This window comes from Neptunomonas japonica JAMM 1380 (genome assembly GCF_016592555.1).
Classification (GTDB): domain Bacteria; phylum Pseudomonadota; class Gammaproteobacteria; order Pseudomonadales; family Balneatricaceae; genus Neptunomonas; species Neptunomonas japonica_A.
In genome coordinates this window covers 19,743-38,367 of sequence record NZ_AP014546.1, presented here as the reverse complement: position 1 = coordinate 38,367, position 18,625 = coordinate 19,743, and the positions used below count along the sequence as shown (strand labels likewise).

Sequence of the window (18,625 nt, the reverse complement as noted above, 5' to 3'; positions counted from 1 at the left end):
TACCTCAGCAAGACAATGCTTAAGCAACGCACAAATACCGCGATTAGAAAAAACATCCATAAAAAAGGGGCCTCATACGCTGTATGAGAACCCCCTTTAATATAGCTCAGCTATTATTTATAGCTTTTTAGACAGCTCTGTTAGTTCGCGAATAACGACCGTAAAGGTCGCACTATCGGCATCAGTGGTAGAGCGTAGCTCCCCTAATACACGCTCCCAACGCTTCAAGCCTGGCTCGTTTTTCTCAAGCCAACTTTGCGCTAGTGCTTGCCCACTTAACTCACTATCACTTATTAATACAGAGCGTGTCAGGCGGCTTTGCTGCGTGTTCAGGTCTTCATTAAATCCCTCCCTCGCCAACAACTGCCAATGGTTTTCAGGCTCAATTTGGCGAATACGTTCACTCACCCAATCCAGCTGCAAGCGTTCACCCAACCAGAAGTCGACTTCGGCGGTGTTGAGAATCGGTTGGTTAACCTCATCAGACACGTCACTGATAGCCAGTGCCGCATACAAACGCTCAGCACAGGTAATACGCGCTGCAAGGTCTTCAGGAATACCTACATCAATGAGCTTCTGGCACTGACCTAACCAATGCGTTTTCAAGTCTCCTGAAAGTAGCTCAGTAAACGACGACCTGATCTCTGCGACTGCTGGCTTAAAGCGATTAATCACTTCCTGTACTTTAAAGCAGCCTCGGTTACAGACATTTCGTAGCAACCAATAGCTTGCACGGCGCATCAAGCGCAACAGGTCAACCATCATTCGCTGCTGCACACCTGTTGGCACTATGTTATCTAATGCTTCAATCTGTTCCCAGATCTCACGTAGCTCGAACACATCTCGCGCTACCAGATAAGCAACTGCTACCTGATCGGCAGATTGGCCAGCGGTTTCCATCATGCGGTTGGTGAAAGTGATACCCATATGGTTCACCATCGCATTAGCAACCTGAGTTGCAATGATCTCCTTCTTCAGCTGATGGTCTTGCACGGCCTCAGGGAAGCGTTCAACCAATTGCTCAGGAAAGGCTTCTTTAATCTCATTTTTGACGTACGGGTCGTCAGTAATCCAACTATGCGTTAGCTGTTCTTTAAGCTCCGCCTTGGTATAGGAGATCAGCACCGACAGTTCAGGTCTAGTGAGCTGCAATTTGGCCTGCTGGCGCTGTTGTAGTGCTTCGTTATCAGGTAAGAATTCCAAAGCACGATCCAAACGACCTTCATCTTCAAGGCGATCCATCAAACGCACATATTCATCCTGAGATTTACCGGCATGCTCAAGCGCTAAACTGAGTGCTCTTGCCTGTCGGTCATTACTTTTCAGAACTTGCACCGCCACAGCATCAGTCATATCACGCAACAAATCATTACGCTGTTTAACTGTTAAGTCACCATCGGCAATACATTTATTAAGCAAGATCTTGATATTTACTTCATGGTCGGAGCAATCAACCCCACCGGCATTATCGATAAAGTCAGTGTTACAAGCGCCGCCATTGTGACAGAACTCAATACGCCCTAATTGAGTAAAGCCTAAGTTACCGCCTTCACCGAGTACTTTACAGCGCAGTTCATTACCGTTTACACGTAATGAGTCATTCGCCTTATCTCCCACATCTGAATGACTTTCTTGACTGGATTTCACATAAGTACCAATACCACCGTTCCAGAAAAGATCGATAGGTGCTTTCAGTAATGCTGAGATCAAATCATTCGGCGAAAGCTTGTCTTCTTTAATATCGAAGTGCTTCTTCATCTCGGGTGTCAACGTAATCGATTTAGCCGAGCGTAGGAAAACACCACCACCTTTAGAAATTAGTGTGGTGTTATAGTCTTCCCAGCCAGAACGCGGCAATGCAAACATGCGCTGGCGTTCTACAAAGCTACTGGCTTCGTCAGGCGTTGGGTCGATAAAGATATGCATATGGTTAAATGCGGCCACTAAGCGGATTTTATCCGACAACAACATGCCATTACCAAACACATCGCCTGCCATGTCACCCACAGCGATAACGGTGAATGGGTCTGTTTGGGTGTTGATACCCATTTCGCGAAAATGTAGTTTAACGGACTCCCAAGCGCCCTTGGCGGTAATTCCCATGCCTTTATGGTCATATCCTTGGCTTCCGCCCGAAGCGAATGCATCGCCCATCCAGAAGCCGTAGGTCTCGGCAATCTCATTGGCAATATCAGAGAATGTAGCTGTGCCTTTATCAGCGGCGACCACCAAGTAAGGATCATCTTCATCATGGCGGACCACATTTACAGGAGGGATAACTTCGCCATTTTGTAAGTTATCAGCCACATCAAGTAAACCACGAATAAAGATTTTATAGCTGGCAATGCCTTCAGCCAGTATTTCATCACGTGTGCCACCTTGCGGTAGACATTTAGCAACAAAACCACCTTTTGCACCCACCGGTACAATGACTGCATTTTTAACTTGCTGAGCTTTAACTAAACCCAGAACCTCAGTACGGTAATCTTCCTGGCGGTCTGACCAACGCAAGCCACCACGAGCAACCTTACCACCACGTAGATGTACACCCTCTACACGAGGTGAGTAGACAAACATTTCGAACATGGGTAACGGTTTAGGTATATCCGCTATCAGATGCGGATCGAGCTTAAAGGATTGATATTCTTTAGGCTCATTGTTCTCGTTGAGCTGAAAAAAGTTAGTACGTAACGTCGCTTTGATCAGCTCCAGGAAACGTCTCAGAATTTTGTCATCGTTAAGGTTATCAACCTTATCCAAGGCATCAAGGATACTGCTTTCAATACGCCCGACTAATGCTTGTACTTTACCCTTAGTCTGGCGAGTTGGATCAAAACGTGCACGGAACAGAGCCACCAGCAAACGGCTAACCTGTGTATGACGCGTCAAGGTTTCAGCAATATAAGCCTGACTAAAGCCAAAGCGGATCTGCTGATTGTAACGAGCATAAGCACGTAACATCGCTACTTCACGCCAATTTAAACCTGCGCCCAGTACTAAACGGTTAAATTCATCATTATCAGCCAACCCCTGCCAAATAGCAGCATAAGATTGCTGGAAAATATCTTTAACTTCATCTAATTCAATCGGCTCTGAGCCACCACGGTGTGATAACGAGAAATCATGAATCCAATAGGTTTTTCCGTTCACACAGCTCACGACATAAGGGTGCTCACCCACCACGCGTAAACCTAAGTTTTCTAACACAGGAATAACGTCAGATAGAATTAGCGGCTCTTCTTCAGTAAATAACTTAAAACGCAATACAGACTGAGATTGTTCAAGGAGGCGATAGAAACTCATGCTTAGAGGCTGCTTAGCCAGCTGTTCCATCTTTTCAATATCGTGTACCGCATGTAGCGTCGTAAAATGTTCGCGATAGGCAACAGGAAATGACTCGCGATACAGGTTACTGCGCGTTGTACCTTGCTCTTCACCACAGGCTTCAATCAGTGCGCTCTGTAGGTCATCGTTCCATGAACGTGACAACTCTTGAACTTCTGCTTCGAGCTGCTCAAGATCAGGTGCTTCTTGGCCCGGCTTAACACGCAATACAAAATGTGTACGGGCCAACACTGACTCACTAAATGAGTTGGTAAACTCAATATCCTGCGCATTAAACACTTTCTCTAGCAAGTGCTGCACATTCAAACGCAGTGCCGTACTAAAGAGATCACGTGGTGCGTAATACAAGCATGAAAAGAACTGACCACTCTTATCTTCACGTACCAACAAACAGGCACGTCGCCTTTCTTGCAAATAGAAAATCTTAAGCGCTATCTGATACAGCTCTTCTTCTGATGCTAAAAATAGCTCGTCACGTGGAAGATCAATCAATACTTGCTCTAGAGACTTGCCACTATGGCCGTGAGGGTTAAAGCCAGAGTGTGCCAATACGCGCTCTACTTTCTGGCGAATCATTGGTATGCGCTTAGGTCTTTCACGATAAACAGGTGAGGTATACAAACCAAGAAAGCGCGTTGCACCAACACATTCGTTCTTTTCATTAAAGTGACTAATAATGACTAAATCTAAATACGCAGGGCGATGTACTCTGGAGCGCTCGCAGTGACGCTCAACACGCAAAGGTAATTCAGAGCGCTCAGTATTTCCCAGGTGCACCAACTCAGGTAGCGTTAACAGACCTAGTGCTGAATTCTTTTTCACCAGCATTTCGGTGCCGTTAAACTCAACCTGATCGCTTGCTAAAAAAGTAAAGTGATCATCCATTAACCATTCAGTAAATGCATTCTCTTGTTCATGGCCTGCTGCGGACAATGCTGTTGCGCATCCTGCGGCACGGTCTTTCATAGAAATGAAATCATTAACAGAAACAGATACTGCAGACATTGCAAGCATCAGTTCTGATTGCAAGTCTTTAAGTAATTCTGGTTCAGTGTGACGATCAACTTCTAGATAAATGTACGACTCAGAAACACCCTCGCCGTTACTGGTTAACGCATTGAGAGCCTCGCCTTCACGATCTACCCATAAGACAACATTCTGAATCACATGGATCCCTATACCTTGTCGATTCAACTCCATACGAACTGAATCAACAATAAAAGGGGAGTCTACGGTCAGAATTTGTACAACAGTATGGTTACTATGCCAACCATGCTGTTCTAAGTCAGGGTTAAACACCTGAATTTTAGAACACGAGGCATCAAACTGTTTTAGGAAAGACCAAGAAGACAGAGTAGCGCCATAAATAGCTTCTATCGGTCGTTGCGCAATTTCGTCTTCAGGGGCGTAAGTGAAAAACTGATCAGCAAACTGCTCAACTTTTGGGGCTTGATCGCCACCTAGTCTTTTTTGGAGCAATTCCTTTAATTTGATCAAGGTTTTATTATTTTTTTATTAGCTATCTCGCTGTCCATTTAGTGTGAGCTCCACTGTTTGCTTATCGGGATAAAATGGGATCAATGAAAAATCATAACGCTTAAATTATCAGATCTAGCTGTTTTCAGTATGATATGCCCTGAAAAGGTGCGCATCAAACTTTAGTCTACTCTTTAATAGATTTCTGCAAAACTTCACGAGAATGACGCAATTTCTCTATTTAGTGGCGCAATTTTATCGCCGCCAAGTACCGCCATACGGCATATCTAGGACATCTCTTAAGCCGGTGGCCAATTCAGGTACTTTAGTCCTATAGAACCGGTGCTTTTGTAGAACAGCCTAAGAAAAGCCTTACTCAATATACTGTCTTTACCTGTTATTGAGAGGGGATACCTAATGAAAGCAACCTTGCTATCGTCTTTAATTTTATGCTCTGCACTGGCTTCACCGTTATCGGTACAAGCAGAAGAGGGCGGTATGACTGAAGCCGGACGGCAGATTTTTAACCACCATTGCACCGCCTGCCATTCACTTGAGCCGAGCAAAAACTCCTTCGGCCCGAATCTGATCGGCGTTGTAAATCGTAAAGCAGCGTCAATGCCTCGCTTTGCTTATTCTGAAGCGATGAAAAAATCTGGCATTACATGGGATGAAGACAACCTGCGAAAATGGATTTCTGACAACGAAGCCCTTGTACCTGGAACTCGCATGCGTCATGTGTCCATCACAGACAAAGCAGAACAGGACTACCTCATAAGCTTCTTACGCTCGCTGAAATAAGCATCCGTAGCCTTAACAACCAGAGGGGCAGGTGCCCCGTCTGGTTCATTACCTTCAGCCCGCTGTTGTCGCTTTATGTAACTCTTTAAGACGCTTAACTACTTGGTGGTTAATGCTGCGTTGAGTAAAGCTTCCATCAGCTTTACGTTTGCCCACTGAGCGCCCCATTAAAATTTCTAAGCATTCATCAACCGTAGCAACGGCATAAATTTTGAACTCACCACGCTCAACGGCCTCTACTACCGTCTTTTTAAGCATCAGATTACGTACATTTGCCCGAGGAATGATGACCCCTTGCTGGCCCGTTAAACCACGGGTTTCGCATAGTTTATAAAAGCCTTCAATTTTTTCGTTCACACCACCAATCGCTTGAACTTCACCGTACTGGTTGATTGAACCGGTTAGAGCATATTGTTGAAAAATAGGAATATGCGTCAAGGCAGAAATAAGCGTGCATATCTCAGCTAATGAGGCGCTATCACCATCAATGTAACCATAAGATTGTTCTAATGCGATACTGGCAGAGAGGGTTAACGGAAAGTCTTGAGCATACTGATGCCCTAAATAGCCAGAGAGTATTAACACGCCTTTCGAGTGTATCGACTGGCCCAGCTGTACTTCACGCTCGATATCGACAATACCACGACTACCAGGGTGTACTGTCGCAGTTATACGTGCAGGTGTACCAAACGAAACATCACCTACCTGTAACACCGTTAGGCCGTTACTTTTCCCGATGGCCTTACCATCAGTATCGATCAGCACGGTTTCGTTTAAGATGCTTTCCAAAATTTTCTGTGCAAGCCGACCGGTACGCTTCTCTTGAGCATCTAGCGCCATTTCAACATGCTTGGCATTAATCAGGTCTTCACCTGCTGATTTTCGTTTGTAATCAGCTTCGCATAACAGATCAACCAACTCACCAATATGCGCCGATAACAGATCCTGATCACCAGACAAACGTGAGCTTTGCTCAACTAAACGCGCCACTGCATCACGTGTTAGAGGCGCCAAGCTCTCTTCAGCCGCTAAGGTTTTCATCAAGCGCGCATAATTACGGATGGTAGCTGGCGCTCGCTCCACGTCTTCGTCAAAATCGACAACGACACGAAACATCTTCTCGAAATCTTGATCCATCTCTTGCAGCAAGTAGTACGTATCGCGTCCCCCAATTAATACAACTTTTACATGCAACGGCATAGGAGCAGGGCTGAGTGTAATGGTACTGATACCCGAATACTCGCTCATTGGGTTTTCTATGCGAATCTCATGCGCTTTAAGTGCACGCTTTAGCGCCCCATATACAAAGGGCTGCTCTAACAGTTTCTCAGCCTCTAAGACAAGATATCCACCGTTCGCATTATGTAATGCGCCCGGGCGAATCATTTGATAATTAGTGACCATTGCCCCCATATCATTATTGTATTCAACCCGACCAAATAGGTTCTCGTAACTAGGGTGAGCTTCAAAAATAACAGGCGATCCTTTGGTTTTACTGTTATCCACAAGCAGATTCACACCAAATTGGTCATCCAGTAATGTGCGGCGGCCGTTCTCTGTGCGTGCTTCAATTAGTCTTTCATCATTAATCAAATCGGCGCTATTTTTAACAATATGGCTTTCTAACTGATTAAAGTAATCAGCCAAACCGCTAATATTATTATATTTCTCTTTCACTGTTTGAATCAGAGGAGATACTGTTTGGCGTGCGGTATCGCGGTCGAGTATTTTCATTTTTTCGGCGGCTTCACGGCGCCATTGCGGTAATTCAGTCAGGCTCTCTGTAAGATAATCTTCTAACTCAGATATGTTTTTCGAGAATGTATCTCGCACCTCTTCTGATAGCTGAGAAAACATTGCCTCATCCATTGCCTGACCTTCAGCAACGGGAGTAAAACCTACCGTTCCACCTTCTTGATAGACTGCAATACTATTTTCACGCGCACGTTTTTCCACACTATCAATGGCTTGATCATAGTGGCGATTAAAATCTCGCTCTATTTTACTTTTCTTACGCTGATAAGCAGGGTTCTCAAACACGGCGGGCAACTCTGTCATGATCGTTTCAATCATGCGCTTATTATCACGGCGCAGCTGTGAAGCTTTGCCTGCTTGCAGCTCCATCGCAACAGGGTAGCGGTCATCCAATAAATTATTCAGATAACACCAGTCGCTGGGCTTCTTTTCTTTTTTCGCAATGCCTTTTAAGCTTTCCATCGCGAATGAAAAACGCCCAGTATGCGGATTACCCATAACAAAAAGATTATAACCGGGGCGGCGCATTCCCACGCCGAAGCCCATTGCTTCAATAGCACGTTCCTGACCAAAAAAACCATTGAAGTTCTCTAAGGTTTCCGTGGTTAAAAAAGGCAAAATATCAGTGTCACATACTTTATAAAGGGCTTCGGTAGGGAGGGATTTCAACTTTTCCATCAGTACATCCTGAGCCGGAGGGTTTATAAACTTTATAAACCCTGATCGGCAGGTATGCAAGAAAACAGATGAAATTAGTCTAGGTTTAAGGCTTCTAAATCAATGATTTAATATCTGTTCACGCAAACGACTAATTAGTGAGCTGGTATCGGGGCGCACACCCCTCCAAATATAGAAAGATTCGGCAGCCTGCTCAACGAGCATGCCAAGACCATCGAGTTGCCGACAGGCTCCTTCATTACTCGCCCACCGGTTAAATGGGGTAGGCTCAGTACTATACATCATGTCATAACACCATGACTGGGAGTGCACCATCCCTTGTGGCAATACCGGCATCTCTCCTTGAAGGCTTGCAGCAGTACCATTGATAATAAGATCAAATGGGCCGCGCAGTGTATCCAAAGATGAAGCGCTAACATGTCCGAACGGCGAAAATAGCTCGGCCAAGGTTTGTGCTTTTGAAACGGTCCGGTTAGCAATCACGACTTCGCCCGGATTTTGTTCCAATATAGGCTTCATAACACCACGAACAGCGCCCCCCGCACCCAGCACTAAGACCTTTTTTCCCGTTATCGAATAACCGTGGTTTTCTTGGATATCTCTTACCATACCCACACCATCAGTATTTTCGCCGCACAATAAGCCTTCATCGTTGAAATACAAGGTATTAACGGCACCCGCAAGCTCAGCGCGTTCTGAACGCACTTTCGCTACTTGCCATGCCTCTTCTTTAAAAGGAACGGTCACATTAAGCCCTTTGCCTCCTTCAGCCAAAAAGCTCCGGACCGTTTCTTCAAACTTACCCACAGGCGCACAAATAGCTTCATAGCTCAGCAGCTGAGAGGTTTGTTGAGCAAACTGCGCATGTATAACAGGAGACTTTGAGTGTGATATTGGGTTACCAAAAACGGCATACTTATCCACAACTACGCCTCCAACCAGTTTTGCGGCTGCAAATAACGCTCATACAACTCAGCCTCTTCGCTACCTTCTTCCGGCTTCCAGTCGTAGCCCCAGCGTACTTCAGGCGGTAACGACATTAAAATTGATTCGGTACGCCCACCTGACTGTAAACCAAATAAAGTGCCACGATCATAGACCAGGTTGAATTCAACATAGCGACCACGACGATGTAGCTGGAAATCACGCTGCTTTTCACCATAAGGCGTACCATTTCTACGCTGAATAATGGGTACATAAGCAGGCACATACGCGTCCCCAATAGACTGCATCAAAGCAAAACTCTTCTCAAATCCGAATTCATTCAAATCATCAAAGAATAAACCACCAATTCCACGAGGCTCATCACGATGCTTCAGATAAAAGTAATCATCACACCAGGTTTTAAAGCGAGGGTAGACCTCATCACCAAAAGGATCACAGGCAGCTTTAGCAGTCATATGCCAATGTCGACAGTCATGATCATTGCCATAATAAGGGGTCATATCAAAGCCACCACCAAACCACCATACAGGCTCTTCACCTTCTTTCTCAGCAACAAAGAAACGTACATTGGCGTGTGAGGTTGGAATGTAGGGGTTTTTAGGGTGCATCACTAATGACACGCCCATCGCTTCAAAACTACGCCCAGCAAGTTCTGGCCGATGCGCAGACGCCGAAGCGGGAAGGGCATCACCAAAGACATGCGAAAAGTTAACACCACCTTTTTCAAAGATAGCACCATCAGCAATGACACGCGTACGTCCGCCGCCACCTTGTGGCCTTTCCCAGCTATCTTCAACAAATTTCTGCTGGCCATCGGCTTCTTCTAGCGCTTGGCAAATACGATCTTGAAGGTCTAATAAATAACTTTTTACTGCGTCAATATCGGGTGCAGACATAATCAGCCACTCTCCAATGTTGTCAAATATTAAGAACGAACTACGCGACTATCACGCAGGTCTTGTATGCGGGTTGGTTGGGCTGAATCACCCAGCGACCCTGGAAGGTAATAATCTAGACCATGACCGAAGTAAGTACTCACTCTCAATAAGGTCTTTGCTGGATCTGTTCCGGAAAGATTTGCTGACGTCGACACCACAGGCCCATTAAATGCGTTACACATTGCAACAATACCTGGATGAGCACTCACTCTAATGGCAACGGATGTGTGCTGCCCTTTAATCCAAGACGGTATAATGTTAGTAGGGTCAGGAATCAACCAGGTATTTGGACCAGGCCAACTACTCTTGAGACGAGCTAAACTTTCGTTATCTAGATGGTTTAACAAAGGCTGTATCTGCAACATACTCGCGGCAACCAGAATCACCCCTTTATTCACCGGGCGTTTCTTCAGCACTAATAACCTTTGCACTGCTTTTTCATTGTACGGATCGCATCCCAAACCCCATACTGCTTCTGTGGGGTAGGCGATAACTCCACCACCGTGCAATATTCTGGCGGCCTGAGAAAAATGCCACTGATTCATACCAAAAACTCTTTGTATTAAAGCCGGGAAACTACCTGTTTCACATCCTACTTGCAACTCTACATGAGTGCATCAACGTATCCTTTGATAGCCACCTGCCGTGGCTTCAATCCAGCCGAGTAACTCCAATTCTACTAAGTGTGATTGCAACTGGCAGTCGAGACTATCCGTTCGTATGATAATCTCTTCCAATAATGTTTGCGAGAAATCGACTGAATTCAATACCATATTTTGAATATCCGATAAGCCTTTTTGAAGCTCATTCTGATTGCCCGTTGCCTCTGTATCTTCTGACACACGCCGCAACAAACCCAGCATGGCCGATAGCTCATCCAACATATGGTCTACAGACTCAACTAGTACTGCGCCTTCCCTAATAAGCGCATGGCAACCTCGACTTCCTGGGTGATCAATAGAACCGGGTAATGCAAACACTTCTCGTCCTTGATTAAGCGCCATTCGTGCCGTAATTAGAGAGCCACTTTTCACGGCCGCCTCGACCACCAGAACCCCAGTCGAAAGCCCACTGATAATTCTATTGCGCCTAGGAAAATGTGCAGCCAATGGTCCTGCGCCAGGTAGTAGCTCAGTCATCAGCGCCCCTCCTGTTTCCAAGATTTTTTCTGATAATTTTTGGTGACGACGTGGATAAACCTGGTCACTTCCTGTGCCCATCACAGCAACCGTAGGCAAACCTAAATCTACAGCAGCCTGATGTGCAGCACCATCAATACCCAATGCCATACCACTGGTAACCACAAAGCCTCCCGCCGAAAGTGCTTTTGAGAACTGGTAAGCGTGACGCAACCCCGCAGCGCTGGCATTACGGCTACCCACAACGGAGACCATCGGCATGTGTAAGGCATCAATAGAGCCCTGTAAGAACAACATCACAGGATGATCGGGTGCTTCTCGAAGAAGGGCAGGATAAGCATCGTCATCTGCCAACAAGCATTGAACGTTTATACGCTGTAGCTGCTCAACACACTGCTGTGTTGAATCCCACAAAGACCCTCTTTGCATAACATAATTGTACAGCTGAGCTTTTTGTAGCTTGTTTAACCGAGGAGTATTACTTGAGGTGGCCGACTGGCTATCTTGATCTGCTATCAGCTTCTTAGGCGTCCATTTACCGCGGAATAACTTACCTAATGTTGCAGGGCCTATACCCGGCAACTGGCTGATAGCGATCCAGTCCTTTGGATCGCTTGGCATATTGCTCTCTCATTTTTATATCATTGATATTATTTCTTAATTATCCGCGTCAGGGGAGCGAATCGTATCTCCAATAGACAACACATTTGTTGCTGTCATGATTAAACCGTAACTGACTTTGTCATAGGTTTTAAAAACCATTAATGTGCCGGCTTCTTCAGCGGGAAGTGTGACTTTCTCTTTAGTGAGCGGATCTTTAATCGTTTCACCCCGTGTGAATACCTTAAAAACATGCCCCGATTTTAAGCCTTCACGTTTACCCAAGTTAATAGTCACTGCATCATAACGACCAATTTTGGTTACACCACGTAGAACAGCCAGAATCTGACCTCTAGATTCAAGCGGCGCCGCCACGGGGTAAAAGACTGACTGTATACGTGCTTCAGGCGCGGGAATAACCCTATCTAACACCCGAACCTCTTCACGAGATTTGATAATTTCCAAGCTCGTAATATCACCATTTAAAGCACTAATTCTCGCTTCCGCTACTTTTAGCAACTCATAACCTAGCAACTCTTTAGTGCTAGGATCGATGTACTTTTTGGCAGGACGATAAACATTTTGTGCTATATGCCCTTGATCAATTTCACCACGCGCATAAATTCGGTCACCTGCACCCGCAATAATTCGCTCGTTACGCCCCCCCAGTACATAAGGTGTTTTCTTCAGTAACTCTTCATCTAATACAACGTTATCACTGAGGAAGGCAAATAAGTCTTTTAATGGAATAGCGGGAATAGCACTATCCAGTTTAGAAACACGTGCTCGCGGTTGCATCCGATCATTTTTCAAACGCAATTTCGGCTGACCATTAACCCATGTCAGATAAAGAATGTCTCCAGGGTAGATCCAATGTGGGTCATCAATCTGCGGATTCACATCCCACAGCTCAGGCCAGCGCCAAGGTTTTTTCAAAAAGTGTCCAGAGATATCCCACAGAGTGTCGCCTTTAACAACCACATACTCTTGAGGGTGGTTCTCTTGCAGCTGTATTTGATCAGCTCTTGCTTGCACTTGAATTGGCGTTGACAAAGCAAGCCATGAAGCCAAACATATACCAAACAGTCTTTTCATCTCAGTTCCCTTGCTGAGTGCCCGGAATGATCCATTGCACCTATAATAAACAATGGTAAACGACAAATGCATCGTAGCGTCATATCAGTATAATAGGTTAAATGATATTTTGTGCCGAATATGGCTCTTATAATAATTTTGTGAAGAATATGTGAATTTATGGCCCTGTTAACCGTTCTAGAATTTCCTGATCCACGACTGCGCACCATCGCAGAGCCCGTTGAACATGTCGATGATGCATTACGCCAAGTGATCGACGATATGTTTGAAACCATGTACGACGCTCCTGGTATTGGTCTTGCGGCAACACAAGTCAATATTCATCGTCAAATCATCACTATTGATATATCAGAAGAGAGTGATGAGCCTTTGGTTTTGATAAACCCTTCATTTGAAACTATCTCGGATGAACTTGAGCAGATGCAAGAAGGCTGCTTATCTGTCCCAGGCTTTTATGAAGAAATTAAACGCCCCAACCATATCCGTGTAAAAGCATTAGATCGCAATGGCGAATCATTTGAAATGGAAGCTCACGATCTACTGGCTGTTTGCATACAGCATGAGATAGATCACCTTAATGGTAAGTTGTTCGTTGACTACCTATCTAACTTAAAGCGAAGCCGTATTCGCTCTAAGCTAGAAAAAATACATAAACTTGAACAGACTAACTAAAGCTGTTCGATTTTGATTACCAACAGGTTTGCCAGACGCAAGCCTGTTTTTGTTTATGGACACCTAATGACAACACCTTTAAGAATAATCTTTGCTGGCACACCCGACTTTGCAGCGAGTAGCCTAGCGGCTCTGATTAACAGCGAACATGATGTTATTGGCGTTTACACTCAGCCCGACCGCCCAGCAGGTAGAGGCCGTAAGCTTAAAGCCAGTCCCGTTAAATCACTTGCGCTTGAGCATGATATTCCGGTGTACCAGCCTCAACGCCTTAAAGGGGAGATAGAACAGGCGGAGCTAGCATCACTTAATGCTGACCTCATGGTTGTCGTTGCTTATGGGTTATTGTTGCCTTTAGCTGTCTTAGAAGCGCCCAAGCATGGGTGCATTAATGTGCATGCATCATTATTACCAAGATGGCGCGGCGCAGCTCCTATTCACCGCTCACTTCTGGCAGGCGATACAGAGACCGGCATAACAATTATGCAGATGGATGAAGGTTTGGATACCGGAGACATGTTATTCAAAAACACTTGTCCCATCTTAGCAGATGACACCAGTGGCAGCTTACATGACCGCTTAGCTACCTTTGGCGCTAACGCCTTAATTGAAACACTGCAGTTGATTCAAGCAAACCAACTCAAGCCTCTTAAGCAAGATGACGCTGATGCATGTTATGCGCACAAGCTAACAAAAGAAGAAGGGCTGATCGACTGGTCAAACTCTGCAAAGGTAATCGATAAGCAGGTGAGGGGGCTTTCACCCTGGCCCATTGCTTACACTTCTCTAGGTGACGGCAACTTGCGGATATTAAGCGCTACTCCTCAACCAGAAATAGAGAATGTTAGCGCACAACCCGGCACTATCATAGAAACACACAAAGACCGCATCATTATTGCTTGTGGCAACGCTACTGCACTAGGTATAACTCGCCTTCAACTACCGGGAGGCAAGCCTCTAGCGACCAGAGATGTACTTAACTCTCGTAAAGAGCTCTTCTCTATAGGAGCACAATTAGGCATATGATTAACGTTCGTGGCTTAGCCGCTCTCGCCATAGCTCCTCTGCTTGAAGAAAGAGGTTCATTAAAGCAGTCCTTAGCTGATTCACTGCAACAGTGTGATGAAAAAGATAAGTCACTACTTAGGCAAATATGCTTTGGTACCACTAGAAACTACCCAAAACTACAGCTCATAGCTGACGCGTTGCTTGAAAGGCCGATTCGTAAATCTGACACTCACATTCGCGCATTACTACTCGTGGGCCTTTATCAGTTGCTAGAGATGCGAATCCCTGCACATGCAGCCATTAGCGAAACAGTTGAAGCGGCGCACCAGCTTGATGCAATGAGAGTTACAGGGCTTCTTAATGCCGTACTTAGACGCTTTGACAGAGAAAAAGATCAGATCATTGAGACCTTATATGACGAGCCAGTTTTCTTATTTAATCACCCGAGTTGGTTTATAGAAAAACTTAAACATAATTGGCCACATTTTTGGCAAGAGATTCTGGCGCAAAATAATCAGCAAGCGCCAATGACCATTCGTGTAAATCAGCAGCATGTTTCACGTGAAACATACTTATCCATTTTGGCTGATATGGATATTAGTGCAAGCCCATGTATTTATTCTGAACACGGTATCACGCTTGCCGTACCCATCGATGTGTCAAATTTACCAGGATTTGATGAGGGCAATGTTAGCGTACAAGACGAAGCTGCTCAGCTGAGTACATCGTTATTAGCAGCAAAAGAGGGCGAACATATCCTCGATGCCTGTGCAGCTCCCGGCGGAAAATTATGCCATTTATTAGAGTCAGTAAAAGGCATTACTGTTGATGCGTTAGAAATATCTGAAAAACGTGCCCAAAGAATTAATGAAAACCTTGAAAGACTTAGGCTTAATGCAAGACTCATTATCGGTGACGCATCAACGAATGAATGGTGGGATGCTACTCAGTACGACAAGATTCTAGTAGACGCTCCATGCAGCGCAACGGGTGTTATTCGTAGAAACCCCGACATTAAAGTCTTGCGTAAAGCAGAAGAAATTTTAGCTATATCAAACCTTCAGCTGAAAATTCTTAATAATTTATGGGACATGCTAAAGAGTGGCGGAACGTTAGTTTATGCGACCTGTTCAATTTTCCCTCAAGAAAACGAACGTCTCATCGAACGTTTCTTAAAACAACACGAAGATGCTAGCCACCTCCCTATTGATGCAAGCTGGGGTGTAGAAAGACCATACGGAAGACAACTTTTCCCTCAGCCAAATGGCCATGATGGATTCTTCTACGCAAGTCTAAAAAAAGCTGACGATTAACTTTAGCGGAAAAGCGGATGAAAATAGTTATTCTAGGAGCAGGCCAGGTTGGCGGCACACTTGCAGAAAACCTAGCAAACGAAGCCAATGACATTACGATTGTCGATACTGATATCAATCGAATTCGTGAGCTACAAGACCGATTGGACATCCGCACCGTGGAAGGTAACGCATCCTACCCAGGCCCTTTAGCACAAGCGGGAGCTCAAGATGCAGATATGCTGATTGCGGTAACCAACAGTGATGAAGTAAACATGGTAGCGTGCCAAATAGGGCAAACTCTATTTAATATCCCAACCAAGATAGCACGCGTACGAGCTCATGATTATCTAGAACAAGACAAGCTACTTTTCAATAAAGAGGCTATGCCTATTGATGTACTCATCAGCCCAGAACAACTAGTAACTCAACATATTAAGCGACTGATCCAGCAACCCGGCGCACTACAGGTGCTCGACTTTGCTGATGGCAAAGCCCAACTCGTTGCCGTTAAGGCCTACTATGGAGGCCCTCTCGTAGGGAGAGAAATAGCTTACTTGCGCACCCACATGCCAGCAGTCGACACCCGAGTCGCCGCAATTTTTCGACAAGGTAAACCAATTATTCCTCAAGGTGACACTGTTATCGAAGCTGATGATGAAGTGTTTTTTATTGCTGCCAAGAAAGATATCAGAGCAGTGATGAGTGAGCTACGCCGTTTAGACAACCCTTACAAGCGAATCATTATTGCCGGCGGAGGTAATATTGGGGCGCGTTTGGCCAGTAATATAGAGTCTGATTTTCGAGTCAAAATTATTGAACGCAGCATGCAACGTTGCAACCAACTGGCACGCACACTGAACAACACGATTGTTTTGAATGGCAGCGCCTCAGATAAAGAGTTATTGCTGGAAGAGAACATCGAAGACACCGATGTATTCTGCGCATTAACGAATGATGATGAGGCCAACATAATGGCTTCAATGCTTGCTAAACGCCTTGGTGCAAGAACCGTCATGACGCTCATCAACAACCCTGCTTATGTCGACCTTGTTCAAGGCGGTGTCATCGATATTGCTATATCACCACAGCAAACCACCATTGGCGCTCTACTTACTCACGTAAGGCGTGGTGATGTAGCTGCAGTTCATTCTTTACGCCGTGGTGCAGCTGAGGCTTTAGAAGCAGTTGCTCATGGTGACAAGCGCAGCTCAAAAGTAGTGGGGCGTGCAATTGAAGATATTGACCTTCCTCCTGGAACTACCATTGGGGCTATCGTGCGAAACGATGAAGTATTAATCGCACATGATGATGTTATCGTTGAAAATGGGGATCATGTCATCTTATTTTTAGTTGATAAACGACGCATTAGCGAAGTAGAGCGGCTATTCCAAGTCGGCCTCGCATTCTTCTAACCCTGAGAACTCGTTATGCACTATCGCGTTATACTAAGAATTTTAGGCATACTTTTAATGGTATTCAGCATAACTATGCTGCCGCCAATCGCCGTTTCATTATTCTATGATGATGGCCATGACTATGCCTTTGTGGGCGCCTTTGCGATTACCATAACCACCGGGTTTCTCATATGGCTTCCGGTTTATCGTGTACGCCAAGACTTAAGAACACGAGATGGGTTTCTCATAACAGTACTCTTTTGGGTAGTACTAGGTATGTTTGGGGCCGTCCCATTAATACTGTCACAAAGCCCACACCTAACGGTTGTTGACGCAGTTTTTGAGTCGCTTTCAGGCTTAACTACCACCGGGGCAACCGTCATAACCGGCATCGATGCCCTCCCAAAATCAATACTTTACTACCGCCAGCAACTTCAATGGCTAGGCGGCATGGGTATCATCGTACTCGCCGTTGCAATACTTCCGATGTTAGGGATCGGTGGCATGCAGCTATATCGAGCAGAAACACCAGGGCCGGTAAAAGACAGCAAGCTAACACCACGCATCACCGAAACAGCAAAAGCACTCTGGTATATCTACCTATCGCTCACTATTGCCTGCGCTCTAGGGTACTGGGCCGCAGGCATGACACCGTTTGATGCCATAGGCCATAGCTTCTCAACGGTAGCAATAGGTGGCTTTTCAACTCATGATGCGAGTATTGGTTACTTTGACAGCTCAGTTATCGAAGCAATTTGCATCTTCTTTATGGTGATTTCTGCCGTAAATTTCAGTTTGCACTTCTTTGCATGGCGTCAAAAAACCATACTACATTACTTCCAAGATCCTGAGTTTCAATTTTATGTCAGCATATTGGCTGCCGTAACATTAATCACAATGCTCGTACTGGTTAGCACAGAAACATACGCACCCATTGATTCTATGCGAAAGTCTATTTTCATGGTTGTTTCGATAGCTACAACAACAGGCTTTGCAACAGCAGACTTTGCGCACTGGCCTGTCATGTTGCCATTTATGTTGTTTGTTGCAGCATTTGCTGGAGGCTGTGCAGGCTCTACCGGCGGTGGGATGAAGGTAATTCGCGTACTGCTTATCCTTAAGCAAGGCTACCGAGAGATCATGCGCTTAGTACACCCCAATGCAGTAATACCCGTAAAGCTTGGCAATAAGCCCATCTCTGATCGCGTACTAGAGGCAGTATGGGGTTTTTTCTCAGTCTACCTGATCGTATTCATCATCATGCTGATTGCACTACTAGGAACAGGGCTTGATCAAGTCACAGCATGGTCTGCTGTTGGTGCTGCACTTAACAACTTAGGGCCAGGCCTGGGTGACGTTGCTGTTTACTATGGCAACCTAAACGAAACAGCAAAATGGATCCTTTGCTTTGCCATGCTGCTAGGACGCTTAGAAGTATTTACACTGCTGGTTCTCTTTACCCCAGCATTCTGGAAGCGCTAGTC

At 45.3% G+C, this 18,625-nt stretch carries 13 protein-coding genes; 6 read left to right on the top strand and 7 right to left on the bottom strand.

Annotated features, from left to right (window positions below):
- Positions 1-117: 117 nt before the first annotated feature.
- The gene (locus NEJAP_RS00145) at positions 118-4,842 is read right to left on the bottom strand and encodes an NAD-glutamate dehydrogenase (protein ID WP_201348731.1); all 4,725 of its coding nucleotides are present in this window, start codon (positions 4,840-4,842) and stop codon (positions 118-120) included.
- Between the two features lie 396 nt (positions 4,843-5,238).
- On the opposite strand from NEJAP_RS00145, the gene NEJAP_RS00140 reads away from it, so the two are divergent.
- The gene (locus NEJAP_RS00140; protein ID WP_201348730.1) at positions 5,239-5,622 is read left to right on the top strand and encodes a c-type cytochrome; all 384 of its coding nucleotides are present in this window, start codon (positions 5,239-5,241) and stop codon (positions 5,620-5,622) included.
- A gap of 54 nt (positions 5,623-5,676) precedes the next feature.
- On the opposite strand, the gene NEJAP_RS00135 is transcribed toward NEJAP_RS00140, so the two are convergent.
- The 6 genes from NEJAP_RS00135 to NEJAP_RS00110 all read right to left on the bottom strand — a co-directional run bounded on the left by NEJAP_RS00135 (position 5,677) and on the right by NEJAP_RS00110 (position 12,772).
- Positions 5,677-8,055: a Lon protease family protein gene (locus NEJAP_RS00135; protein ID WP_201348729.1), complete on the bottom strand. Its 2,379-nt coding sequence runs from the start codon at positions 8,053-8,055 to the stop codon at positions 5,677-5,679.
- Positions 8,056-8,154: 99 nt separating this feature from the next.
- The gene (gene aroE / locus NEJAP_RS00130; protein ID WP_201348728.1) at positions 8,155-8,979 is read right to left on the bottom strand and encodes a shikimate dehydrogenase; all 825 of its coding nucleotides are present in this window, start codon (positions 8,977-8,979) and stop codon (positions 8,155-8,157) included.
- A 2-nt stretch (positions 8,980-8,981) separates the two neighbouring features.
- The gene (hemF, locus tag NEJAP_RS00125; protein WP_201348727.1) at positions 8,982-9,896 is read right to left on the bottom strand and encodes an oxygen-dependent coproporphyrinogen oxidase; all 915 of its coding nucleotides are present in this window, start codon (positions 9,894-9,896) and stop codon (positions 8,982-8,984) included.
- A gap of 29 nt (positions 9,897-9,925) precedes the next feature.
- The gene (locus NEJAP_RS00120) at positions 9,926-10,483 is read right to left on the bottom strand and encodes an L-threonylcarbamoyladenylate synthase (RefSeq protein WP_201348726.1); all 558 of its coding nucleotides are present in this window, start codon (positions 10,481-10,483) and stop codon (positions 9,926-9,928) included.
- Between the two features lie 72 nt (positions 10,484-10,555).
- Positions 10,556-11,698, bottom strand: a complete 1,143-nt coding sequence (gene dprA / locus NEJAP_RS00115) for a DNA-processing protein DprA (protein ID WP_201348725.1) — start codon at positions 11,696-11,698, stop codon at positions 10,556-10,558.
- A 36-nt stretch (positions 11,699-11,734) separates the two neighbouring features.
- Complete coding sequence (locus NEJAP_RS00110) at positions 11,735-12,772, bottom strand: LysM peptidoglycan-binding domain-containing protein (protein WP_201348724.1); 1,038 nt, start codon at positions 12,770-12,772, stop codon at positions 11,735-11,737.
- 159 nt (positions 12,773-12,931) lie between these two features.
- Between NEJAP_RS00110 and def the strand changes: the two genes are divergently transcribed.
- The 5 genes from def (at position 12,932) to NEJAP_RS00085 (ending at position 18,623) form a co-directional block, all read left to right on the top strand.
- Positions 12,932-13,444, top strand: coding sequence for a peptide deformylase (def, locus tag NEJAP_RS00105; protein WP_201348723.1), 513 nt, complete (start codon positions 12,932-12,934; stop codon positions 13,442-13,444).
- Between the two features lie 66 nt (positions 13,445-13,510).
- Complete coding sequence (gene fmt, locus NEJAP_RS00100) at positions 13,511-14,470, top strand: methionyl-tRNA formyltransferase (RefSeq protein ID WP_201348722.1); 960 nt, start codon at positions 13,511-13,513, stop codon at positions 14,468-14,470.
- Positions 14,467-15,765: a 16S rRNA (cytosine(967)-C(5))-methyltransferase RsmB gene (gene rsmB, locus NEJAP_RS00095; protein WP_201348721.1), complete on the top strand. Its 1,299-nt coding sequence runs from the start codon at positions 14,467-14,469 to the stop codon at positions 15,763-15,765. Before fmt ends, rsmB begins: the two co-directional genes overlap by 4 nt.
- A gap of 17 nt (positions 15,766-15,782) precedes the next feature.
- On the top strand, positions 15,783-17,159 hold the full coding sequence (trkA, locus tag NEJAP_RS00090; protein WP_201348720.1) for a Trk system potassium transporter TrkA: 1,377 nt from the start codon (positions 15,783-15,785) through the stop codon (positions 17,157-17,159).
- A 15-nt stretch (positions 17,160-17,174) separates the two neighbouring features.
- Entirely contained in the window at positions 17,175-18,623 is a 1,449-nt protein-coding gene (locus tag NEJAP_RS00085) for a TrkH family potassium uptake protein (protein ID WP_201348719.1), read from the top strand.
- The last annotated feature ends 2 nt before the right edge of the window (positions 18,624-18,625 follow it).